The organism is Pseudomonas oryzihabitans NBRC 102199, assembly GCF_000730625.1.
Lineage (GTDB): Bacteria > Pseudomonadota > Gammaproteobacteria > Pseudomonadales > Pseudomonadaceae > Chryseomonas > Chryseomonas oryzihabitans.
The window spans coordinates 32178-55219 of sequence record NZ_BBIT01000006.1 but is presented as its reverse complement, the minus strand read 5'-3'; the positions used below and the strand labels follow the sequence as shown (position 1 = coordinate 55219).

At 60.5% G+C, this 23042-nt stretch carries 25 protein-coding genes and 1 tRNA gene; 6 read left to right on the top strand and 20 right to left on the bottom strand.

Going from position 1 to position 23042, the window contains the following annotated elements; all coding sequences use genetic code 11:
- The 5 genes from POR01S_RS23910 to POR01S_RS10035 all read right to left on the bottom strand — a co-directional run.
- The coding region (locus POR01S_RS23910; protein ID WP_217996695.1) for a hypothetical protein at positions 1-181 on the bottom strand (181 nt) is incomplete at its 3' end.
- A 157-nt stretch (positions 182-338) separates the two neighbouring features.
- Complete coding sequence (locus POR01S_RS10050) at positions 339-824, bottom strand: GNAT family N-acetyltransferase (protein ID WP_042135550.1); 486 nt, start codon at positions 822-824, stop codon at positions 339-341.
- A 35-nt stretch (positions 825-859) separates the two neighbouring features.
- Positions 860-2962 carry an ATP-binding protein gene (locus POR01S_RS10045; protein WP_042135548.1) on the bottom strand — a complete coding sequence of 701 codons (2103 nt, stop codon included), beginning with the start codon at positions 2960-2962 and terminating at the stop codon, positions 860-862.
- Entirely contained in the window at positions 2959-4452 is a 1494-nt protein-coding gene (locus POR01S_RS10040; protein ID WP_042135546.1) for an ATPase domain-containing protein, read from the bottom strand. Before POR01S_RS10040 ends, POR01S_RS10045 begins: the two co-directional genes overlap by 4 nt.
- Positions 4453-4706: 254 nt before the next feature.
- Positions 4707-6320 (bottom strand): histidine kinase famiy protein, encoded by a 1614-nt coding sequence (locus POR01S_RS10035; protein WP_007162860.1) that lies wholly within the window; start codon positions 6318-6320, stop codon positions 4707-4709.
- 235 nt (positions 6321-6555) lie between these two features.
- On the opposite strand from POR01S_RS10035, the gene POR01S_RS23405 reads away from it, so the two are divergent.
- The 6 genes from POR01S_RS23405 to POR01S_RS10010 all read left to right on the top strand — a co-directional run bounded on the left by POR01S_RS23405 (position 6556) and on the right by POR01S_RS10010 (position 13420).
- Positions 6556-6942, top strand: coding sequence for a response regulator (locus POR01S_RS23405; RefSeq protein WP_052504098.1), 387 nt, complete (start codon positions 6556-6558; stop codon positions 6940-6942).
- A 214-nt stretch (positions 6943-7156) separates the two neighbouring features.
- Complete coding sequence (locus POR01S_RS10025; RefSeq protein ID WP_027597570.1) at positions 7157-7645, top strand: hypothetical protein; 489 nt, start codon at positions 7157-7159, stop codon at positions 7643-7645.
- Between the two features lie 107 nt (positions 7646-7752).
- Complete coding sequence (locus POR01S_RS10020) at positions 7753-8373, top strand: LysE family translocator (protein ID WP_042135544.1); 621 nt, start codon at positions 7753-7755, stop codon at positions 8371-8373.
- 434 nt (positions 8374-8807) lie between these two features.
- On the top strand, positions 8808-9794 hold the full coding sequence (locus tag POR01S_RS10015; RefSeq protein WP_042135542.1) for a Hachiman antiphage defense system protein HamA: 987 nt from the start codon (positions 8808-8810) through the stop codon (positions 9792-9794).
- Complete coding sequence (locus POR01S_RS23400; RefSeq protein WP_081875201.1) at positions 9791-12418, top strand: DEAD/DEAH box helicase; 2628 nt, start codon at positions 9791-9793, stop codon at positions 12416-12418. The genes POR01S_RS10015 and POR01S_RS23400 overlap by 4 nt, the downstream gene beginning before the upstream one ends.
- Positions 12419-12928: 510 nt before the next feature.
- A complete protein-coding gene (locus POR01S_RS10010) occupies positions 12929-13420 on the top strand; it encodes a hypothetical protein (RefSeq protein ID WP_042135540.1) in 492 nt (163 codons plus the stop codon).
- A gap of 59 nt (positions 13421-13479) precedes the next feature.
- Here POR01S_RS10010 and POR01S_RS10005 read toward each other — a convergent pair whose 3' ends face one another.
- The 15 genes from POR01S_RS10005 to POR01S_RS09940 all read right to left on the bottom strand — a co-directional run bounded on the left by POR01S_RS10005 (position 13480) and on the right by POR01S_RS09940 (position 23036).
- A complete protein-coding gene (locus tag POR01S_RS10005) occupies positions 13480-14262 on the bottom strand; it encodes a hypothetical protein (protein ID WP_042135538.1) in 783 nt (260 codons plus the stop codon).
- Positions 14263-14662: 400 nt separating this feature from the next.
- Positions 14663-16453, bottom strand: coding sequence for a DUF927 domain-containing protein (locus POR01S_RS10000; RefSeq protein WP_042135536.1), 1791 nt, complete (start codon positions 16451-16453; stop codon positions 14663-14665).
- Complete coding sequence (locus POR01S_RS09995; protein ID WP_042135534.1) at positions 16450-17457, bottom strand: toprim domain-containing protein; 1008 nt, start codon at positions 17455-17457, stop codon at positions 16450-16452. The genes POR01S_RS10000 and POR01S_RS09995 overlap by 4 nt, the downstream gene beginning before the upstream one ends.
- Positions 17450-17728 (bottom strand): hypothetical protein, encoded by a 279-nt coding sequence (locus POR01S_RS09990; RefSeq protein WP_052382649.1) that lies wholly within the window; start codon positions 17726-17728, stop codon positions 17450-17452. Before POR01S_RS09990 ends, POR01S_RS09995 begins: the two co-directional genes overlap by 8 nt.
- Positions 17721-17978, bottom strand: a complete 258-nt coding sequence (locus POR01S_RS09985; protein ID WP_042135532.1) for a hypothetical protein — start codon at positions 17976-17978, stop codon at positions 17721-17723. The genes POR01S_RS09990 and POR01S_RS09985 overlap by 8 nt, the downstream gene beginning before the upstream one ends.
- The gene (locus tag POR01S_RS09980) at positions 17971-18237 is read right to left on the bottom strand and encodes a hypothetical protein (protein WP_042135531.1); all 267 of its coding nucleotides are present in this window, start codon (positions 18235-18237) and stop codon (positions 17971-17973) included. The genes POR01S_RS09985 and POR01S_RS09980 overlap by 8 nt, the downstream gene beginning before the upstream one ends.
- A 521-nt stretch (positions 18238-18758) precedes the next feature.
- The gene (locus POR01S_RS09975) at positions 18759-19028 is read right to left on the bottom strand and encodes a hypothetical protein (protein ID WP_042135529.1); all 270 of its coding nucleotides are present in this window, start codon (positions 19026-19028) and stop codon (positions 18759-18761) included.
- A 32-nt stretch (positions 19029-19060) separates the two neighbouring features.
- On the bottom strand, positions 19061-19312 hold the full coding sequence (locus tag POR01S_RS09970) for a helix-turn-helix transcriptional regulator (RefSeq protein ID WP_028700272.1): 252 nt from the start codon (positions 19310-19312) through the stop codon (positions 19061-19063).
- Positions 19309-19563, bottom strand: a complete 255-nt coding sequence (locus POR01S_RS09965; protein ID WP_255211822.1) for a helix-turn-helix transcriptional regulator — start codon at positions 19561-19563, stop codon at positions 19309-19311. Before POR01S_RS09965 ends, POR01S_RS09970 begins: the two co-directional genes overlap by 4 nt.
- On the bottom strand, positions 19560-19880 hold the full coding sequence (locus POR01S_RS23390) for an ogr/Delta-like zinc finger family protein (protein WP_081875200.1): 321 nt from the start codon (positions 19878-19880) through the stop codon (positions 19560-19562). The genes POR01S_RS09965 and POR01S_RS23390 overlap by 4 nt, the downstream gene beginning before the upstream one ends.
- 134 nt (positions 19881-20014) lie before the next feature.
- Positions 20015-20227: a helix-turn-helix domain-containing protein gene (locus POR01S_RS23385; protein ID WP_058778348.1), complete on the bottom strand. Its 213-nt coding sequence runs from the start codon at positions 20225-20227 to the stop codon at positions 20015-20017.
- A gap of 100 nt (positions 20228-20327) precedes the next feature.
- The gene (locus POR01S_RS09955; RefSeq protein WP_042135524.1) at positions 20328-21254 is read right to left on the bottom strand and encodes a hypothetical protein; all 927 of its coding nucleotides are present in this window, start codon (positions 21252-21254) and stop codon (positions 20328-20330) included.
- Between the two features lie 5 nt (positions 21255-21259).
- Positions 21260-22495, bottom strand: coding sequence for a tyrosine-type recombinase/integrase (locus POR01S_RS09950; RefSeq protein ID WP_042135523.1), 1236 nt, complete (start codon positions 22493-22495; stop codon positions 21260-21262).
- 166 nt (positions 22496-22661) lie between these two features.
- Positions 22662-22738, bottom strand: a tRNA-Pro gene (locus POR01S_RS09945).
- A gap of 76 nt (positions 22739-22814) precedes the next feature.
- Positions 22815-23036: a YgdI/YgdR family lipoprotein gene (locus POR01S_RS09940; protein ID WP_007162865.1), complete on the bottom strand. Its 222-nt coding sequence runs from the start codon at positions 23034-23036 to the stop codon at positions 22815-22817.
- Between the last annotated feature and the right edge of the window lie 6 nt (positions 23037-23042).

Sequence of the window (23042 nt, the reverse complement as noted above, 5' to 3'; positions counted from 1 at the left end):
GCCTCATGCCGCAGTCCCCGGTGGAAAAGGCTGCGCCGTTTTCCACGCTACGACGCTGATCCTTGGTCGAAAATCCCCCTCTCCCTTTGGGAGAGGGTTGGGGTGAGGGCGCGCCCCATGCCGACGTCCCCGGTGGAAAAGGCTGCGCCGTTTTCCACGCTAAGGCGCTGATCGCGGCCATGGGCCGCTCCTACAGGGGAATCGGAACCTGTAGGAGCGGCCCATGGCCGCGATCGGCGTCCCCCGGCAACAGCGGATCGCCATAACCGCAACCAACATTACCCATGTCGCGTCCCGTCGCGTCGGGCTTCGCTGGCGCTCAACCCAACCTGTGAATCCTACCGCCCACTCTCGGCGAGATCCCGCAGCGCCGCGCCGTCCAGACGATAGCGCACCCATTCGCTCTGGGCCTGGGCGCCCAGGCTTTCGTAGAAGTCGATGGCCGGGGTGTTCCAGTCCAGCACGCTCCACTCCAGGCGGCCGCAGTCGTTGGCCACCGCTTCCCGGGCCAGTTCGCGCAGCAGGCCCTTGCCCAGGCCAGTGCCGCGGGCGCTGGGGCTCACATAGAGGTCTTCCAGGTAGATGCCGTTGCGGCCCAGCCAGGTGGAATAGCTGTAGAAATACACGGCATAGCCCACCACCACGCCGTCGTGCTCGGCGACCAGCGCCCGGGTCGGGGTGTCGGCGGCGAACAGCGTCGCCTCGATCTGGGCCGGACTGGCCAGCACCTCGTGGACGGCCTTTTCATAGTCGGCCAGTTCGACGATCAGTTCGTGAATGCGGGTGGCGTCTTCGCGGCGGGCGGGGCGGATCTGGGAGGTCATGGGGTCCTTGGCTAGGTCGCGGGGCGGCGGCGACCTCAGGAGGGCGCCACGGCCCGATTGGCGGACCCGGACAGCATGGCGGCGACCTGCGCAGCCAACTGGTCCAGGGTGAAGGGCTTGGTCATCAGCTCCATGTTACCACCCAGGAAGGAAGTCCTACTGAGGGCGCCCTCGGCGTAGCCGGTGAGGAACAGCACCGGCAGCCGCGGCCTGAGCTGCTGGATGACCTCCGCCAGCTGGCGACCATTGAGGCCCGGCAGGCCGACATCGGTCACCAGCAGGTCCAACTGCGGGATCTGATCCAGCAGACGCAGCGCGGCCTTGCCCTCCGCAGCGCTCCAGACCCGGTAGCCCAGGGCTTGCAGCGCCTCCTGATTGACCAGCCGTACCGCATCGTCGTCTTCCACCAGGAGGATGGTCTGGCCGGCACCCTGGACGAGCTCCGCCGGCTCGGCGCGCTGCGGCTCGCGGCGCTGTTCCGCCGTGGGCAGATAGACGCACACCCGGGTTCCGCTGGCGTCACTGGCGAGGGTCAGGCGGCCATTGCTCTGCCGGGCGAAGCCATAGACCATCGACAGCCCCAGACCGGTGCCCTGGCCCTGGGGCTTGGTGGTGAAGAAGGGCTCGAGCACCTTGTCCAGCAACCGCTCCGGAATGCCGGTTCCGCTGTCCCGCACCTCGATGCAGACATAGTCTCCTGGAGGCAGCGCCTCGTCTTCGGCCGCCGGCTCGGTGACCGTCACCGGATAGGTCGCCAGGGTGACGACGCCGCCATCCGGCATGGCATCGCGGGCATTGATCACCAGGTTGAGGAGGGCATTCTCCAGCTGGTTGGCGTCGGCCAGGATCCAGGGCGCCGTCGGGTCCAGTTCCAGCGTCACCGAGATCTGCTCGCTCACGGTGCCCTGCAGCAGATCCTGTAGCGCCAGGATCAGGTCGTTGGCCGACATCGGGCGCGATTCCAGCGATTGCCTGCGCGAGAAGGCCAGCAACCGCTGGGTGAGCGCCGCCGCCCGATGCGCCGAGTGCTGCGCCGCCTCCATGTAGCGCTCCAGGCCGGCAAGTTGCCCCTTGTTCTTGATCTTCATCAGGTCCAGGGCGCCCAGCACCCCGGTGAGCATGTTGTTGAAGTCATGGGCGATGCCGCCGGTGAGCTGGCCGACCGCTTCCATCTTCAGTGACTGACGCAGCTGCTCTTCGGCGCGACTGCGTTCGGCGGTTTCCCGCTGCAATTCGCTAAGGGTAAGCGCCAGGGTACGGGTGCGCTCCTCGACCTGGACTTCCAGTTCTTCGTTGAAGCGGCGCAAGGCCAGTTCCGCGCGTTTCTCCTCGCTGATATCGGCGATCACCGTAGTCGCACCGATGATCTGCTGGCCGGCGTCGTGAAGCGGCACCGCGCTCACCCGCAGCCAGGATTCCTCGCCGGTGGCACTGGTGTGATAGAAGTCCTGCCCCTTGACCCGCTCGCCACCCAGCGCCCGAGCGCCCGGGAAACGTTCGGGCGGCAGCAGCCGGCCATTGCTGTCGAGCGCGGTCCAGCGCGCCACTTCCTGCGGTTGCTGGGACGGAATGCGCTGACCCGGCACGTACTGCTCATAGAAGGGATTGCTGACCAGGGTGCGGCCCTGGGCATCCATGAAGCACACCCCCACCGGCAGGTTCTCCAGCAGCGTCTGCAGGCGTTCGCGCTCCTGGGCGAGTTCGGCGAGACGGTCGCGCATCTCGAACTGGCGCAGTCGCGACCGCCAGGCGGCGGCCACGCTGCTCAGCAGGGAGGCCCCACTCAGGGGCCGCTCCAGGATGACCAGATTGGTGGCGGCCGCGGGCAGCTGACGACGCAGGAGATCGTTGCCGCGGCCCGAGCGTTTGGAGTCGGAAGCCAGCAGCACCAGCGGGATGTCCGACCAGGTCGGCTGGCGCTCCAAGGCCTGCGCCAGAGCGTTCAGCTCCTGGCGCAGAGCCTCCTCGGTAAACACGATGATGCCCGTCTCGTCGCCCAGCGCGGCTGCAACCTCGTTGAGCGTGGACAGGTAGCGCGTGTGATAGCCCTGGGTGAAGAGTCGCTGCAGGCTGGCGGCATCGCCCCGGAGCGGGGCACAGATGATCAGCTCGCAGGAAGACGTCTTGGTCTCGGTCAATCGCGCTCTTCCATCAGGGGTTGCTTGGCACCGAAGTACTCCGGGGTGCCGGTCAGCACGCCGCGGAAGTCCACCAGGGGCTGACCCACCCGGATGCCCCGGGTATCGATGCGCAATTCCCGAATCGCGTCCTCGTGGCCGCCACCGCGGTGCTTGAGGATGGAAATGGCCTTGCGCAGTCGGCCCTGGGCCTCGAAGAAACGGATCAGCACCACGGTATCGGCGATGTAGGAGATGTCGAGGCTGGAGGTCATCGTCCCGACCAGACCATGCTGGGGATTGATGAGAAAGGTCACCACCCCGGACTGACTCAGGTAGGAAAGCAACTCGTGCATCTGCAGGATCAGGTGTTGCTCCTGGGGCATGGCGGCGAGGTAGCCGTTGAGGCTGTCCATGACCAGCAGTCGGCAGTCGTTCTCATCGACATCCCGCCGTACGCGCCAGGCGAATTCGCCGGGAGACAGTTCGGCCGGATCGATCTGGTGGACCACCAGCAGACCCTCGTCGATATATCGATGGAGCGGCATACCCATGCTTTCCGCGCGCTTGAGCAGGGTGCCGATACGCTCGTCGAATTCATAGACGGCGCACCTTTCGCCGCGCGCGCAGGCCGCGGTGACATATTGCAGGGCCAGGGTGGTCTTGCCGGTACCGGCCGGGCCGGTGATCAGGGTGCTGGTGCCGCGCAGGGGGCCACCATGCAGCAGCGCATCCATGTCCGCGATGTTGCTGGGCACGGGCTGGCCCACGAATTCCTGGTAGTGCCCCGCGGCGATCATGCGCGGATAGATCTCCAGGCCGCCGCGGCGCAGGACGAAGTCGTGATAGCCGGCGATGAAGTCCACGCCACGCAACTTCTGGATCTGCAGGCGCCGGCGGGCGGCGCCGAAGTCCAGGGTCAGGCGCTCCAGGGTCAGCACCCCGTGGCAGAGGCTGTGCAGATGATTGTCGCGCTCGCCCCCACTGGCGGTCAGATCGTCCACCAGCAACACGGTCAGGCCGCGTCCGGCGAAGAATTGCTTGAGCGCGAGCACCTGGCGGCGATAGCGCAAGGGATCCTGGGCCAGCAGGCGCATCTCCGACAGGCTGTCGAACACCAGGCGGCGCGGCTGGAGTTCGTCGACGCGGGCCTGGATCAGCTCGATGGTGTCACCCAGTTCGGACTCCCAGGGATGCAGGATGGTCTGCTCCTGGGCACCGCCGAGCACGGCATCGGCGGCGGACAGCTCGAACAGGTGCACGCCGTCCAGGCTCCAGCCGTGGGACTCGGCCACGCACCGCAGCTCTTCGCTGGTCTCCGACAGGGTGATATAGAGCACCGACTCGCCCTGGCGGACGCCTTCGAAGAGAAACTGCAAGCCCAGGGTCGTCTTGCCCGAACCTGGGGTGCCCTCCAGCAGGTAGAGCCGATCCTTGGGCAGACCGCCGCGCAGGACCTGATCCAGGCCGGCATTGCCTGTCGCGATAATGGACGCGCTAGAAGAATTCATGGATGGCCAAACCTCGCGGCGTCGGAAACGAAGAGCACGGAAAACATGCGGCGCAGACGGCTGCTGAAGCAGGGGCGCTGTGCGTTACGCTGAGGTGAAGGGAGCTATGGAGCTGCGTTGGAACCATGCAGCGGAAAAAACGGAGGGCGCGATCCGCGCCCCGTTAATCGTCAGTCTAATCGTGTCGCTGGTCCAAGGCCACTCCGACCCATCGACACGGCCCGGCCCCGGCGCGGGTAAGAGCGCTCGCACCCTCAGGCGATCCCGTTGGGTCCGTCCAGCACCCGGCGAATCTTGCGCGCCAAGTCGTTGGGGATGTAGGGCTTGGAGATCACATCGAATTCCGAACCGCCGATGTCGGTGCGCTCCAGCGAATTCTCGGCGTAGCCGGTGGTGAGCAGTATCTTCATCGCCGGGTGCAGGCGTTTCACCTCGCGCGCCAGCATCACCCCATTCATGCCGCCCGGCATGATCAGGTCGGTGAACACCAGGTCGAACGGCTGCTCGTCTTCGCGCAGCAGGCGCAGGGCTTCGCTGGCATTGAAGGCGATCTGCGCGGTGTAGCCGTAGTCTTCCAGCACCAGCTTGGCCAGTTCCGCAACGTCCGGACGGTCTTCCACCACCAGGATGCGCTCGGTACCGCTGCGGCGCTCCGAGCGCTGCTCGGCCTGTTGCTGGGTGACATGGCTGTCATCCACCGGAAAGTAAAGGCGCAGGGTGGTGCCGACGTCTTCTTCCGAATAGATGCGCACCGTGCCGCCGGATTGCTTGGCGAAGCCATAGACCATCGACAGGCCGAGCCCCGAGCCCTTGCCTTCTTCCTTGGTGGTGAAGAAGGGATCCATCACCCGATCGCGGATGCTGGCCGGCATGCCGTGGCCGTTGTCGGTGATCGCCAGGCTGACATAGCGCCCGGGCATGAGGCCGTCGTAGGACATGTTCGCCAGCTCGCGCACCTCGACGTTGCGCGTCTCGATGCCCACGCTGGGCTGCGGGCAATCCGCCAGGGCGTCGCGGGCGTTGATCAGGATATTGAGCAGCGCCACCTCGGCCTGGGTGGGATCGATGCGGCAATTCCACAGCTCGGGGTCCAACTGAGTGCGGATTTCCACGTCGCCCAGGGTCCGCTCCGCCAGTTCATGGGAGGTGCGGATCAGGTTGTTGAGGTTGAGTACCCGGCCTTCGAGCTTCTGCTTGCGGGAAAAGGCCAGCAGCTGCTGGGTGAGGGTACTGGCGCGCTCCGCCGCCGACTTGGCGTGGGTGGCGCTGCGCACGATGCGTTCCTGGTCGAAGCTGGGCTTTTCCGCAGTGCGCTGGATGATGTCGATATAGCCCATCATCACCTGCAGCAGATTGTTGAAGTCGTGGGCGATGCCGCCGGTGAGCTGGCCTAGCGCCTCCATCTTCTGCGCCTGGCGCAGGGCGTCCTCGGCGTCGCGCCGCCGGCTGACATCCAGCTGGGACGCGAAGTAGTAGGTCAGCTCGCCCGCGTCGTTGTACACCGGCGAGACGAACAGCGCATTCCAGAAGGTCGAGCCGTCCTTGCGGTAGTTGATGATCTCCACCGAGATCTCGCGCTCCTGCTCCACCGCCTCGCGAATCTGGCCGACCACCGAACGATCCGTCTCCGGTCCCTGCAGGAAGCGGCAGTTGCGCCCCAGCAACTCGTCCACCTGGTAGCCGGTCATGTCGGTGAAGGCGTTGTTGGCGAAGATGATCGGGTTGTCCGGCTGCTTGGGATCGGTCACCAGCATCGGCATCCGCGTGGTTTCCACCGCGGCAAAGAAGATGTTCTTGCCCTCGTGCGAAACATCGCTGGTAGCGGAATTGTCGACCCGCGCCTTGCGGGAGGGGGGCTGTCGGCTCACGGAGGCGGGGTCCTTGCGCAGGCGAAAAATGGGCGTCTTGGCCCTCAGACAGCCAAGCGGCGAAAAAACTTCATCCGCGCCCCTCACGAGGCCGTCTGGCATGGTTCTTTTAAGGGCTGAAAGCCAGGCGTGGCGCGGGTTTGAAGGCAATTGGCCAGCCTACCGCTCACCTGCCTCAGGTGACCGTTAGGTAGGTTCGGGGAGAACCTCTCCCGCCTTCGCTGTCTGAGCTGCCATGAAGCCGAGAAGCCTTGAAATACAAAGACAAATTCTGGTTCTGGAAGACGATCCGGGGCAGCGCGAGCTGCTGACCGAAATCCTCACCGAACAGGGGCTGAACGTCGTGGCAGTCGCCTCCAGCGATGAAGCGATGGCTCATATGGACACCCGCGGCAGCGATACCAAGATGGTCATCGCCGACGTCAACGTGCCGGGCATGCTGGACGGTCTGGCCTTCGCCCAGCTCGCGGCGGTGAGCTGGCCCACGGTGCCCTTCATCATCATTTCCGGCTACATCGACCAGGATCTCGCCGTCCTGCCGCGGCGCGCCGCCTTCCTGCCCAAACCCTGGAGCGTGGCCGACCTCAGCCAGTTGGTCGAGAGCCTGCTGCCGCGTCGCTAGTGTCCTGTTTCCTGGGATAGGACGGTTGGTGCGACCTACCTACCCAGCTCTTGTCATCGCTCCTTTCGTCCCCTGAATAGACACGCTCGTCGGCCTCGACCGGTCGGCACTGGCCAAATGATATGACGTCCGTCGGCATGCCGGTTTTGCAGGGAACCAAATGCGCTGAACGCTATCAATGTGCCATCTATTCCCGACTGGCAAGGAGCGCTTCATGGACGCAGTCATCACCCAGATTTCTCAGATCACCGATTGGGAATTTCTCATTGCGCTGGAGCGCAGCCTGGAAAGCCGCGGTCGCCTCGACCTGGCCGCGCGAGAAGCCCTCGAACGCCAGGGCAATCTGCTCTCGCGCCGTTACCTGATGCAGAAGGGCAAGCTCGGCAACGGCCCCTTCACCCCGGTGGAAAACGAGATCCTCGACGTCCTGGCCATGGCCACCGCCGCTCTGCGTCGCAGCCGCCGTCTGCCCCACAACATCGTCAAGACCCTGCGTGCAGGTGGTCTGATCGAAGCGGTCGAGCGCAACGTCTGCCACGCCGGCGCCCTGCAGTGCCGCACCGACTTCGAAGCCGACGGCATTCCCCGCGGCACCCTGGAGCGCATCGTCGATCGCAATCCCCAGGCCTTCGAACTGGAAGCCCGCCGCGCCGCCGCCCGCTACATCGCCGACCAGGAACCCGCCTTCCGCGCCGCCGGTTGAGCCTTGCCCTGGCCGCCTGCGGGCGGCCAGGGCAGTTCAAGAGCAAGCTGATCGCCGTTCTGACCCCGTGCTACCGTTTCGAGCCTCCCGCCGAAACGAGCCCTGCCATGCCCCTCGCCGACAACCTGCTGGCCTTCACCCTGGCCGCGTCCCTGCTCACCGTCACCCCGGGTCTCGATACCGCGCTGATCCTGCGCACCGCCGCAGTAGAGGGCCGCGCCCAGGCCTGGCGCGCGGCCCTGGGGATCAATGCCGGCTGCCTGCTCTGGGGCGCCGCCGTGGCCTTCGGCCTGGGCGCACTGCTGGCGGTCTCGGAACTGGCTTATACGCTGCTCAAATACTGCGGAGCCGCCTACCTTTGCTGGCTCGGCCTCAACCTGCTGCTGCGCCCCCGTAACGCCATCGCCGCCGCGGCAGGCGAGGGCGGCTCAGACTCCAACTGGTTCCTCAAGGGGATGCTGGGCAACGTGCTCAATCCCAAGGTCGGCATCTTCTACGTGTCCTTCCTGCCCCAGTTTATACCCCAGGGCCAACCCCTGATCGCCTGGACCTTCGGCCTGGTCGCCATCCATGTGGCGCTGGGCCTGCTCTGGTCCCTGACCTTGATCGGCGCCACCCGCACCCTGGGCGAGACCCTGCGCAAGGCCGCGGTGATCCGCTGGCTGGATCGGGTGACGGGCGTGGTCTTTCTGCTGTTCGCCGCCAAGCTGGCGTTGAGTCGGCGATAGAGAGGGGGGAGGGCGGCGCTCCTTGGGGCGCCAAGGCCAAACCCCAGAAACGACAAAGCCCGCGCCGGGCGGACCTTGGGGTGACCCTTGCGGAGCAGATTGGTCGAGCGACTACGTCAATATTTAGTGTCGAGACCTTCGTAATAGAGCGGTTTGGGAATTATGGCTGGCTATTGGCATACACGTAGGCATACACAGTGACTAATGGACTTCGCCTCTCCGCTGTGAGCTCAGAACGGATTGCCAAAAACCTTTTACCAGTACGGGCGACGTCAAATGCAAGGTTTGAGCTGGTTTCGCGAGTAATTTTTGAAAATGATCACTCTGGCGCCTATATTTTACCACTTGGAAGCTTTGGCTAGACTTTTTCGAGGATGCGCAGTAGTAGCACGTAGATACCGCAGTACGCGGGGTCCAGACTGGAAGGGAGTCCAATGTCAATTTTTGACGACTGTGTATGGGAAGACCTAATCTCCGTTGATATTGATTGGTTCGATAAGTATTTTTCTGCTCCCTGTCCTGTAGGCGAGCTCAAGGTTACGCTAAAAATATTACCTCTCAAATTTTCTGGGACAAAACAGGAAACACTCGCGCTTGTCGAAAAACTGGCAGACAACATAAAAAATTACATCTTCGATAAGAAGCAGCTCGAGCTTTACGAGCGAGAAAATGTAGACCCTTTTAGAAAAGCCCTCACCTTTTTCGGCGAAACCAATCCAGTAAATGACGGAAAGTATGGAGAGTTAATACTCTACATGCTTGTTGAAACTTTGCTAAAAGTTCCTATGGTTTCCCATAAGCTTCAATTGCTAACAAATGTCAACGACCAAGTTAAAGGTGGTGATGGAATATTTTTCGGATCCTATCGACAGCAGCTTTCAATATTGATTGGTGAGTCGAAGATATACCAGTCGTTGGCGTCTGCCACTGATAGCGCATTAGATTCATTGGATAGGTTTCATGGGGCTTACTCAGGCGCTACGCTCAGTCATGAGTTGTTTATAGCTCGATCTAATATATCTCAAAATTTCTCCGTTGATCAATTTTCAAGCTTGCTTGATCATCTAAATCCCAGCACGGATGAATACAGAAGCTGCATAATGGTTCATCCGGTTCTAATTGTGTTCGATGCGAAAAAGATTGGGGAGATTGAGGTTGCGGCTTTAAGTCGAGCGCATGCGGAGCAGCTGCTGGATGATTGGTTGAAAGAGTCCGGGGCTGAAGAGTTTCGCGCAATTGAGGAAAAGCTAGAGAAGTATCCAGAGCTCAAGAAAGTTTACTTGGAATTTTTATTTATACCTCTGGTGAATGTTGGAAATTTCAAGCGGTCGCTTTATAAGGCCATTCATGGTGTTGAGTATGTGGAGCGGTCGACTGAAAAAGTAGATAAGAAGCAAGGCAGAAAGGGTAAAGCCAAATGAATAAGGGCAATGGACTGTCTGAGCAAGCAGCAAAACATTTAGACTTTGTCCTCACCTACGACAAGCTCTTGAAGAAACTATTTCTGAGTAAGTGGGGAGTCGATCTGGCAGAGCCGTATGATGATACTGATATCAAACGTGCAACGTGGCTTGCGTCGGCTATTGCACTTGGGTCGTCCGAGCACCTTAAAAATCTAGCGAGTTCCTACGGTACGCTGCTTTACCAAAGCGATCCGTCAAATACGCTTTATAAGAAGGCATGCTACATTTTGCAGTCTAGAACTGGAAACCTTCTTGCCAGCCGGCATTTATATGGAATTTTTGAGAACGGGGTATATCAAGAGAGTTTTGGCTCCAGCTTAAATTTAGAGCTTTCAGCTAAGCGGGGATATCTGTCGCAAGATCTTGAAGGCTGCCCGAGTGCTGTATTTACTGATTATCAAAAACAACTTTGGGATAAACTCAGCTCGAGAAAAAATGTTGCTATATCGGCTCCCACATCGGCGGGAAAATCTTTCATTATTCAACGGTACATTGTAGCTCAAGCTATTGCTTCGCCTGCAACGATATTTTATGTGGTACCTACTAAAGCCTTGGTTAATCAGGTGGCAATGACTCTAAAGTCGGCGCTATTGAAAAGCTCAAAAGTATACACTACTTATCGAGCTTTGGAGGATTCAACAGTTTCAACGATTTTTGTTCTGACACCTGAAAGGTGTATGAAGGTCTTTCAAGATTTTAAGTTGGCAGATCCATCTATTGTTTTTTTTGATGAAATACAAAATCTGGAGGAGCAAGGGCGGGGCTTGATCCTGGAGGATGCTCTTTACAGGATGATTGGGATATGGCGTAGCACTCAGTTCTTGTTTGCTGGACCATATGTGGAGAATATTGCCAGCTCAATCAATAAGCTTGTTGATTTGGAGTTGGAGGATATGCTTACAGTGGCCACTCCGGTAGTCCAGATTAAAGCAGGACTAACGTTTAGGCCTCGCATGAAACAAGCTGATTATAAGCTGTTTAGTCCTACCGGAAATGTTATCGAAGGGCAGTTTTCAGTAAAAACTGCTCTTTATTCAAAGGTTAAAACTAACAAGGGCGAGGCTCTTGCTGGCTTTTTCAGAAGCCACGTGTGCGAAGGGAGTTGCATAGTATTTTCTCCTAGGAAGGGACAGGCTGAAAAGTGGGCTTTGAAGATTGCTCCTTATGTCGGAATGTCTAATCCGGATATTGTTGATGGGGCGTCTCAAGGAGTCAGGGATCTTATTGATTTTCTTGCGGATGAGATCTATCCGGAGTATGTCTTAATAAGAACCCTTCGTATGGGTGTTGCGTTTCATCATGGTGGCCTTCCAGACATAGTGCGGCTTGAGTTGGAAAGTCTTTATCTATTAGGTGATATAAAGCACCTTGTATGTACCACTACGCTTATCCAAGGGGTTAATCTTCCGGCAGATAAACTGATTATTATAAATCCCTCCGCTGGAACGCATCCGCTAAGCTCATTAGAGTTTCTAAATTTAATCGGGCGTGCTGGTCGCATTAGTAATAGTATGTACGGGGAGGTTTATTGTCTTGATATTGTTGGCGACGAATGGGCCGAAAAGAGGTTTACCGATAGTGCGCCTACCGAGATAAAGCCATCCAGTTTGGCTTTTATAGAAAATAATTCACATGATCTCTTGTATTTAATTGGCAAGGAAAAGTCAGAAATTCTCAGTGCAGATGAAAGCATTGAAAATTATCAATCAATTGCTTATTTGCGGCAATTATATATTGCAGATGAACCTCATTTCGATAGATTGATGAATCAGGCAAAAATATCAGATGATATTAAGCGTGGGTGTCGTAAAAAGTTAGAGGGGCTGGCCGGCGATATTAAAATTCCTATCAATCTTTTGAAGATGAATCCGCATATCGATCCTCTGCTTCAAGATAAATTTTATAGAGACGTTTTGGATGATGGCGTTTGGTCATGGATGCCAAATAAAACTCCATTCATAAGGGGGGGAGGACCTGATTCAGAATTTCACGAAAGGAGCCTTTATTATCAGTTTGATAATATAGTAAGACGGTTGAATGGGATTTTTGAAATTGAATCCGACTTAAATGTAGGACGCTTTGGTCGAAAAATATCTATTGGTTCTTTGGTGTTCGATGCATATAAGTGGATGTCTGGCGAAAGTCATCGTTATTTCATCGAGAAATTGCTTGATGACTCAACTTTTGAAGGATTCGTAGATACTGAAGATGTCGGCGATAGCTCTAAAATAGACACTGCTGCTAGATTTGTTACTGGATACATAAGTAGATCTATTGCATTTATACTGGTCAGATACCTTTCTATTTGGTCCGATGTCGTGTCTAGTTTCCTGTCTGAGGCCGATAGGGAGAGATACGCATATCAGTTGAGCCTGCCTGCTATGATTGAGTTAGGTAGTTACGACCCTAAGGTTTTGGAAATGATGTCGCTCGGAATAAATAGGAGTGTCGCATTAAAGATAAAGCGAATACTTCCGCCAGACGTTTCTGATATTGAGGGTTGGCTGAGGGGTTATGATGGACGAGGTCTTTCGCCACTTTATTTAAGATATCTAAAAAGAGGCGGATTTATATCGAAATAGGAGACGGCTATGTATCCTTTGCTTAAGTATAAAACGAAAATAGGCTGTTTCTATATATGTCGTTCGCACGATGGTAGGTTCCATCCTGTTTTTGATAACGAGTCACTAGGCAGCTACATAGATGTTAGACACGCTGTTTCAGATCTTGCTAACGATGCCACCTTTTCAGTACTCCATCCGGAGACTTTAGAGCTCGTCGATACCTCGGCTCTAGGGCTACCTGAGGATTATCGAGAGTGGATAAGATGCAAGCCGTAGGAGGCCGGTGGTGCAGGGATTCGCAGGTTTTTTCGAGCTCCTTACTATAACCCTCAGGCCACATGGATAGCGGTGTACGTGGTGATGCAGGGGTGCAGAAAAGTCGACACATTTAGCCCGCAGGTGTGGCGGGGGGACAACGGCGCGCGCTGGGGTAAGAGGCCCGCAGCGGCCGGAGACGGACGGTTGGGAACGAATCCATGAAAGTGCTATCAGATCGCCATCTTTAAGCCACTTGCAGGGATAGCAGCTATGGATCGTGTCGTCGCCCAGATCTCCCAGGTTCTCGATTGGGAATACCTCATCGCGCTGGAAAGCGGCCTGACCGCTCGCGGTCTCATCAACGGAAAGGTGCAGGCTGAGCTGGATCGCCATGCCCATACCCTTGCCCGGCGCTATCTGCTGAAGAAGGCCAAGCTGGGCAACGGCCCGTTCTCCGCCGCGGAAGAAGAAATTCTTGAGGTCCTAGCCGGCGCCGTGACCGCGCTGCGACGCTCACGGCAGTTGCCGCACAACATCATCAAGAGCCTGCGTGCGGGTGGCTTGATCGCTGCCGTACAGCGCAGCGTCTGCCACTCAGGTTTTCTGCAATGCCGCACCGACTTCGAGGCGGACGGCGTGGCGCGCGGCACCTTCGAGGCCATCGTAAATCGCCATCCCAGCGAGTTCGACGCTGATACGGTGGCGATGGCCGGCCTGCAATCAGCTCCGCCCATGCAGCAGCCTTTGCAGGCAGCTAGCTGACTCGTACGTGTGGAAAGCAAAAGGCCGCCCGTAGGCGGCCTGTCGCTGGCCAGGAAAAGCTAGGCGCTATGCCGCTGACCTTGCTGCTCGAGTAGTGCCTGCGCCTCGGCCCGCTGGCGGTTGAGCGCGATAGGATTGGTTGCGCGGCCTGTCAATTCGTAGGCGGTGATGTCCAGGGCCTGCAGGTCTTGCTCGAGTGGATCCACGTCGGCCGGCTCGGCGGTTGCTGCTGCCTCGTCGACCAGCGTTGCCAGGGCACGCTCCAGTCGTCCCCGTGCAGCCTGTTTCCGCTCAGTCTGGCCAGAGACGGTGTAGCTGTCGCCAATAACGTCCTCGCTGATCACTGCCTGTAGATGCTTGGCCTCCTGGCGCTTAACCAGCCTTAGCCAGGTGCGCCCCTCAACCGTGGCGAACAGTGCCGCCGATGCAACGGCCAGGCGGTGGTCGCCATAGATCCCCACGGCCTTCTCCTGGGCAATGTCATAGGCCCGACGCGCATAGGCCGTTTCCACCTGGGCCAGTCGGTAGCTCGGCTCCAGTTCTGCCGCCAGCTGCTCGTAGCTCTCGGCCAGCTCGCGCTTGTCCAGCTCGGCGCGCTTCACCTTCAAGATCTCCGGCTTCGGCTCGCCATCGGCGGCGCGGAAGGCCGCTCGCCATTCGGTACCGGCCGTCTCCGATTCGTGCCGGGCAGCGCTGGCTGCAGCACGGTGCTTTTCGACCCGCTTGCCAAGGGCGGTCAGCGTCTCGCGCTGGGCAAGATAGTCGGCTTTTCGCTGGTCATGGTTGGCCAGTGCGGCGGCGATGTCCTCGGGGAGGGCGGTGGTGTGGTTTTCGGTGCTCATAGGGTGTCTCTCGTTTGGGGTTGGGGTGCTCGGGACCGACCGTGCTCGCGCAGGGCCACCCGTCGCGGTTGGGTTTGGTGGATCAAGTGAAGCCAGGGGCGTCAAGCACTTCGTGCCAGAACACCCTTGTTCGTGTCTGAAAACGCAAATCGACCGGGAACGTGGGCACGCGGACAAAACCGCTCTGGAATGCGGGTTTTAGAGTGGGAATTTGATCCCACCCTTTTTCGAGCGGGAACAGAGGGAGGAGGGAGGCTATTACTTGAACAGAGTTGTGTTCCCACATTCCCACTCTCGTAATTCAGATGGGAACGCTGCAGCCCGCGTCGTTGCTGGCCTGTTCCCACGTTCCCACTGTTCCCGCCGAAAACAGTCAGCAAGGGGTTATTTACTGAGAGATTCATGCTTGACTCTCACCCTCGGTTTCCAAGCGCTCGGGGTCGATGACGTAGAACCGAGCATTGCCTCCGCCTGGCGTGCGATAGCGTTTCGTGCGCCGGGAGGTGCGGGCCTCTTCATCCACCTTGGCGAGCGCATTGGCTTCCACCAGGGCGCGCAGGATCCGCTCCTTGCCGTAGCCGGCCGCCGCTTCGAGCAGCGCGGGCGCGTTGAACAGGTACAGCCGGCGATCGTCGATCAGCTCGTAGAAGCCGGCCCGATCGCGCACGGTCGACGCGGCGTGCTCGGCGTGGATCCAGGAGAAGCGGCTGTCGCCGTGCAGGGCGATGAAATCGCCGATACCGCGCAGGATCTGGCGCTCCTCGGCGTTGCCATCACCCATCCTGGCGAGCCATTCACTGAACAGCTGGCGGCAGGCGTTGCCCGCTGCACCGATTGGCCAGCCCAGCAGGCTGCGTTCTGCCGCCAATTCGCCGGCCAGGGCCAGCACGGCGAACCGATCCGCCACCCGGCCGGCCTGGGAGCTTTCTGTGCGAAAGGTCGCGCGGACCTGGCGAAAGCGCTCGAGCAACTCTTCAGGCGTCTTGAGCAGGCTTTCCACGAATGCCGGCCCCAGGTGGCCGTAGTCCTGGCCCACGGCATCGGTCAGCAGCCGGTGAAATTCCTGGCCGGTGAGGCCGTGCACGTCGTCGAACGCGCGGAAGGGGCGGGTGCCGGCGTTCACGTCCACCATGCGCAACTCGGCGCCGGCGTGGGCGCCGTTGCCGGCAATGGCGGCGTGCTCGGATAGCGAGCGCTCGCCGCTGGACAGCGCCAGGACGCGCCAGGTCAGTTTGGCGCGGCCCTCGCGCTCACGGGTCATGGTGCTCTTGCCCATGCCGTTGGCGATGGCATAGGCCATCTCCTGGACGCGCTTGGGGTCGGCCCGCTTGATCTCGTCCAGGATCAGCACCGTGTCATTGCGTGAGGCCGCCTCAATCTCCACACCGCCCTTGGACACATCCCAGGACGCGGCGAAGGTGCCGGGGTTGCCCCAGACTGAGGCCGCGAGCAGCTGGGCCAGTGACTTGCCGCTCGAGGAATCGCCGACCAGGTGGATGCCGCCGCCGTTGATACCGAGCTTGGCCAGCAGCGGCCCGGCGAGGGCGCAGCACACGGCCAGGATCAGCACCGGGTTGCCCAGGCAGTACGGCGCGATCTGCGCTTGCCAGTTGGCCAGCGTGCCCTTGCTGGTGAAGAGGTTCACCGCCCGGCCGGAGTCCTGATAGCGCACGTTGTCGCCGCCGATCACTCGCGATGGTAGGACGAAGGCGCCGGATTCGTGCCAGCCTGGCTTAGTGGTGGTGGCGATCACCCGCGCCGGGGCGTGGTAGCTGGCCAGGTACGGCGCGACGTGGCGGCGCTGGTGGTACTCGATGGCCAGCCCCTGGCGCATGAGCGCCTTGAGCACCTCATCCGCTTTGCCGGCCAGAGCCTCCATGGGCATGACCCACTCAATGCGCTTGCCGCGATAGCGGAAGCTGAGCAGGCGGCCAATGCTGCCGTCCTCGGTGTTCACCGTCTCGGCGTCGACGTGCAGTGGCGAGCAAATCCAGTAGTCGAAGGGCACCGGCTTGTCTTCCGGGCCGGTGTGCTTCACCCCGTGGTACCAGGTGCCTTCGCGGAATTGCTTGCCCTCTTTGAAGACAAGGCGGTCGTAGACAGCAAAGCACGGCCGGTCGAGGGTGTCGCGGTCCGGCGCCTTGGGTTCGCCGACCAGGCTTAGGCCGCTTTTCGCTTCGGGTGCGCTCATGCCGGCACCTCCCAGCGTCCGCTTTGCCAGAGGTGCAGGTCGTTGAAGTCGGACAGTTCGGCCGGACCGTCATAGGGCCAATCGGGGAAGACCACCAGGGCTTCCGCCGCGGCTGCCGCCCGGTTCGCCGCGGCGCGGCCGGGATTGCCCAGGGTAAGGCGGTCGTCGTCGCCGGCGATCACCAGCTCGACGCGCCGGCCGAAGCGCTCGCGCATGGCCAGGGCCACCGGCTTGAGGTTGCCGGCGTTGAGCGCACAGACCACCGGCGCGCCGGTGTGATGGTGCAGGGTGGCGCCGGTGGCCCAGCCCTCGCAGATGTACAGCCGGGCGCCGTCCTGGACCTTGCCCAGCGGGCAATAGCAGCCCTGCACACGACCACCGGCCAGGAAGCGCTTATTGCCCTGGCCATCGATGATCTGCAGGTTGACCAGGCGCCCGCCCAGGACCAGGGGCACGGCGAGCCGGCCGTGCGAGATCTGGCGCAGTCCGAACGGTTCTACCTGTTTCGCCTGCAGGTAGGTGTGCAGCCGATCCACTGGCTTGCCGTGCTGCCAGAGCAAGGTCGCCTGGCGCGCCGCAGCGGCCTGCTTGTCCTGCAGCTGGGCCTCCGCGTCGCGCTGTTGCTGCTCGAGGCGCTGGCGGGTGGCCTGGGCGTCGGCCGAGGGTTGGCCATCTCCCCTGGCGAGCGCTTCGAAAAGCCCCAGACCGAGGCGTTGATCGATCTCCCGCGCCGCGGCGCCCTGGCGGCAGCCGCGCAGGTAGGCCAGCAGCGACACCAGGTCGCCGCCGTGAGCATCGCTGTCGGCGAAGTCGTTCCATTTTCCGCTATCCAGGGAGACACCGAAGGAACCGGCCTGGCGGTCGCCTCGAGCGGCGTTGGGCGCGACCCACTCGCGGCCTTGGCGACTGCCTTTCGGCAGCCACTCGGGGAGCAGGGTGGTGGCGTTGGCCAGCGCGTGGAGCGCGGCCTGGCGGATAAGGTGGGGAATGCGGCTCTCAGACATTTGCCACCCTCTCGCGTACAGCAGCGGTACGGGCGGCGCGGTACAGGTCCGAGGCGTCGGCCAGCAGCACCCGGACCGCCTCGGCGACGTTGAGCAAGTCCTGGCTGGCGGCGTCCTTCATGGTCATACAGGTGAGGCTATCGACCAGGCCGTAGGCGGCGCTCAGGCGCACGTCGGCGCACTCGGACAGCGCGGCAAAGGGTTGGCTGCTGTCGAGCAGCAGCACCGGGTTGTGGCTGGGGTTGGTCTTCAACGGAATCAGCTCACTCATGGCCGGCCTCCGTCTGCACCATGGCCAGAAGCAGGCGCAGCAGCGAGAGCGGCACCTGCCGGATCTGGAGCTGGCCGGCCTGCTCGGCGGCGTGGACCTCGGCGCGCAGCTGGTCAGCAACGCCGGGCTGATGATTGAGGGCGTCGACGGCATCGAGCATTGCCTCGAGGGCAGGGCGCGAAGGCGACTGGCCGGCCGGGTTGGCCAACTCGGTCAGCAGCTGGTGGAGAGCACCGATGGAATCAGCCATGGCGCACCTCCAGGACGGCGGTGGCCACCGGGGTGACGGCGGTAGGCGTGGCAGGAGAAATGGAGAGGGTGGTGTGGGTAGCAGCGGCAGCCGGCGCGAGAGCGGCCTCGAGGGCGCGAGCGCGCTGCATGTGGTGGTTGTAACGGGCGAGACGGGTGGAGAGGCTGGAGTTTGCGTGCAGGGCAGCTAAGGCCATGGCCTTGTGTGCGGCGACGCGGATACAACGGGGGGACGGATTGAGGGCGTGCGAACGCTTCATGGGTGGGGCTCCAATTTCAGATTCGGAGCTGCCACCAATCGTCGCCAAACGATTTAGGGTGGCAGCCGTGCGCAGGTTGGCGAACCGGGGAAATTGGAACCCGGCAGACCTTTCGGTCTCCCACGCACGGCCGCCATAACACGGCATTGCGGGCACAAAAAAAGCGCCAGCAATTGTACGAGGGCGCCTGTGCGCCAATTTCATATACGAGTCGCCAAACCCGGTCGCGGATTTTGCCGCGACAGCACGACTATAGGCCGTCTTCGGAAGGCTTGGCAAGGCTTGAGCGGGCTCTACCTGTAACAGGCCGTGCTGCACCGCAGCGCGTGCCAAGCGGGACGAACGGCTGAAAACGCGGACGGCTGTGGTAGCCTTGCGGGTGCGGATTGATTGGTTCTGAGCCCTGGCAGCGTTGGCGCGTTTGCCGGGGCTTTGTCTTTTCTGAGACATGCAAAACTCCTCTCCGCCGAGCAAGCCCGGCGGCGTATGCGTATGGATTCAGGAAGGGAAGCGGGAGCGAATCAGCAGTCGGTCAGGATGACCGGGGCGTCGGTGGCCTGGCTGAAGGTCAGGGCGCCGCCTGGCAGGCCACCGGCGGTGTGCTGGGCGCCGTTGGCAGTGCCAGACACGTCCAGCTCGATCTTGGCGCCCACGCGGCTCGGGCCGAGGCTACGAAACGTCAGTTCGCCGGGCTTGCGCGCCGCGTCCAGGAGGGCGCTTTCGATGCTGGCGATGTCTTCCACGGCGAAGGTGATGGACTGGTTGTCGATGGTCAGGGTGCAGCGATTCATGGTGGATCTCCGAGGGTAGGGGACTGCTAGGCCTAGGGCGCAGCGCTGATGAGCTTTCGCTCGGCGAGGCGGTCTGCGATCCACTGATCGATCTCCGCTTCCAGCCACGCAACGCTGCTCCGGCCGATGGGGACCGGCTCCGGGAAGGTGCCGGCACGAATGTCGGCATAGATCGCAGCCCGGCTCTTGCCGGTCTTGAGTTCCACCTCGCGGCGCCGCAGCAGGCGATTGCCCAGGTTGATGCGCTCGATGGGGCGGAATGCGCTCTGTGCCGGCTTGCTCATGCACGTTGCTCCCTGGCCGCGATGCGACCTTCAATCCAGGCCTGCACCTCCCCCAGGACGAAGCCGACAGGGGCGTTACGGGCGGTGCTGTCGCTGAGCTTGACCGGCTTGGGGAAGGTCGGATCGGTCTTCATCAGGCGATGCGCCGTCGTGCGGGAAAGGCAGGTCAAGGCGAGCAGCTCGGGCATACGCACGAACCGGAGCGATTCCTGGCTGAAGCTGACAGATTGTTTGCTGGAGTTCGCGCTCACGCTGCACCTCCCTCTAACTGGCCGGGGTGAGCCGCTTCGGCATCCTGCTCGAGGTCGTCCAGTGCTGCTCGGCGGAGGGCGCTCGGCGCGTAGGGCAGGGAGACATCAGGATTCGGCTGACTGGATGGGCTCAGGCGATGGGTGATCTCGTCGATACCGAGGAAGGTCGCGCCGCAGACCGGGTTCCGGCAAATGAGGAAGGTGCGCGACAGAAGCGGGTGCTTACTCGTCGAGCTGCGTTTCACCAAGGAGGCACCGCAGTCGGGGCACCGGCGCCGCGGCGTGTTTTTTCGGGTGGATTGGGGAGTGTTGGTCATGGTTGGCACGCCTTGGATTCTGGACGTGCCAAGCTTCCCTTGGACTGCTGAGGAACGATATGCGGCGGATTTGTAGCGAGCGCTGCCACAAGTTGTCAGAGGGTAGAGCATGGTTTGCTGGGGGCTGGAGAGGGTCATTCGGCACCTCCCTGGCGGCGAGACTCCAGCCAGCGGGCGACGTCCTGCTCGCGATAGCGCACCAGGCGCCCAACCTTGAGGAACGGCAGGTCATGGCGACCGGTACTGCGCCAGGTGGCCAGCGTGCGAAGGGAGACGCCAAGCGCCTGAGCTGCGCGACGGGGCGTCCAGAGGTCAGCGCAAGGCGCTGTAGGTGAGGGATGGTGCATCTTAGTCTCCGTAATGCGTTCTCGATGACGGAGCGAAGGGTGCTGGATTGCGATGTATGGTCGGCGCTTTTTCCGAATTCCGAATTCCGAATTCGGAAACTCAGGGTTGCAGGTGCTTGAGCGCTGCGCTCAGCGTTTTGCTGAAGCCGTCGTCTTTCAGGTCGTAGTTGTGATCAGCGGCCACGCGGGCAAGCTCTTTCGCTATGGTTGAGCAGTTGGGTCTGCCGCCACATGAGAGCCCTCTCTTGCGATTTCCCGCATTCTCGAGCTGATCGAGCTTATCTCCCAGTTCTGCAATCAAATGCGCAGCGAAGCCAATCGTTCTGAGCAGCGGCTCCGGCCTTTTGGGTGCGGCGCTTCTGTCTGGCCTCACGTTGCTCGCTTCTGGACCGCGAGAATCTGGATACGCCATCCACGGTACGGGGCTGTGGATGAAGGGGGTTCCCTCCGAGACGTCCTGGTCCGGTGCCTTAAGAAGGTTCAAGTTGCAAAGGCAAGGAGGGAGTTGCGGTTTATCGGGTAACGTTGCTGCCAACTGCTCTAGGTCACTGAGATGTATGAAGAAGTCATATAGCCCTTCCTTTAGGCTGACAGCTTTACCGTTATCATCAACTCTATAGCAGCCGCCCGCAACTATCGTCCCACTATCCAGCGGATTGATTTGAATTGTGATGCCAATAGGCTGTTTGTGTCCTGCTTTGCAGTTTTTGGCGAAAATCTGATAATGGGTAATCGGCACTGGCCCCTCAAAATGAACAAGGTACTCTGATTGTTCAAGCAGTACCGGTACCGGTGACTCAATGTAGCGCTCAAAGAAGGGAGGAAGCTTCTTCATCCTCTCTTCGTCAAAGACGATGCTGAATACGCCGAGGTCTGCGTCATCAGTAGGCCAATAGTGTGCGCGTACTATATTGTTGGTCGCAGCTCTATCAATAGCGTCCGCATCGAACTTTCTTCCGGTCTTATCAGAGAGGTAGGCGGCTGCCTCGGAGTAGTTGAGCCACTCTTTGAATTCATAAGACGACATTGAAATTATCCTTTGGCTTGAAAGTCGATTGTGACGACGTTGCCTTTTTCAAGTTTGTCCAAATGATCTGCATACCACTGCATCATTACTCGTCGCTGATCGAGATAGATGGCCTTGTTGTAAACGCCCGCTACGCCCTGCTCGGCATGAGCAAGTTGCGCTTCTACATGCTCACGAGGAAACCCATGCTCACGCAGGGTCGTCGAGGCGATGTGGCGGAAGCCGTGACCCGTCTGCCTGCCCTCGTAACCCATGCGTCTGAGCGCCATGTTGAAGGCCATGTTGCTTCGGGGCTTCTTGCGATCGTTGCGTCCTGGGAAGAGCAATGGATAGTACCCATTCAGCTCCTGGATGCCCTTGAGCAGCTCGAGCGCCTGGCGAGACAAAGGCACCAGGTGATCGCGGCGCTTCTTCATGCGACCGGCCGGAATGTTCCAGATGGCTGCCTCCAGGTCGAACTCCGCCCAAGGTGCCTCCCGCAGTTCGCTCGGCCGTACCCCCGTCAGCATCAGCAGCTTTAGGCCGAGGCGGATGTCATGTGCGTGGGGATAGGCGCTCATCGCGCGTAAGAGGTCCGGCAGCTCTTGTTGGGAGACGTGAGCGTAGTTCTCGGCCGGCTTGGTCTGGAGGAATCTGTGCAGCCCTTCGAGCGGGTTGTGCGTGGCCCGCCCGGTGACCCTGGCAAGGTCGTAGATCTCCTTGCAGAAGCGGCGCACGTTGCCCATCTGGTCGATGATGCCCTTGCGCTCCATACCCCTGAGAAACTCCATCCACTCGATGGGCATGATGTCGGTGAAGGGGCGCGGGCCGAAGGCCGGGAAAACATGCAGCTCGAGGGCGCCGATGATTCGTCGGGCGGTGCCATCCTCCCAGCGCGGTTTGCGTGCGTCGTACCACTCGCGAGCCAGCTTTTCGAAGGTGTTGGTCGCGGCCAGCGCCTCGGCGGCCTTGCGCTCACGTTTGGTCACCATAGGGCTTTTGCCGCTGGCGGCCTCGGCTTTCAACTCAGCGGCCTTGGCGCGGGCGGCGGCACCGGTTACGGCTGGGTAGGCGCCCAGGCCGAGCCAGGACCATTTGCCGTCTGGCTTCTTGTAGCGAAGCTCCCAGCTTTTCTGGCCGTTGGGTTTGACGCGGAAGTAGAGGCCGTTGCCATCCTGCTCGCGGTAGACAGCGGCTTCAGGCTCGAGGCTGGAGAGGGTGGTATCGGATAGGGGGCGACGCTTGATGTCCTGGCGCTTCATCCTTGTATGCCTTTGGTTCGAATTTTACCGCGGCATACACATCGGCATACACGGTGCGGTGGAATGACCAGAGACTACATGGAACCACCAGAAACAACAAAGCCCGCACTGGGCGGGCTTTTGAGGCTGTTTTTGGTACCACTCAGGGCAACCAGAAACAAGGTAATGGTCGGAGCGACTGGATTCGAACCAGCGACCTTCTCGTCCCGAACGAGACGCGCTACCAAACTGCGCTACGCTCCGTGATGGATGGCGCGAATTCTACCTAAAACTCATGCAAGCACAAGGGGTTAGGTAAAAAAAACGCGCCGGGCAGGAATCAGAGCTCCTTGATGGTGCGAACCTGGTCCTTGTTGATGCGGGTCGGCTTGCCGTCGAGCTGCTTGAAGGTATAGAAGCCCGAGTCGTCATCGTACTTCGGCGTGTCGGTGGCCTGGATCTCGCGGCCATCGTTGAGGGTGATGACGCTGGGCGTGGAGCAGCCGGCGAGCAGGGCGCTGGCAGCGACCAGCAGGGCGGCGGGGAGCAGGTGCTTGTTCATGTGACG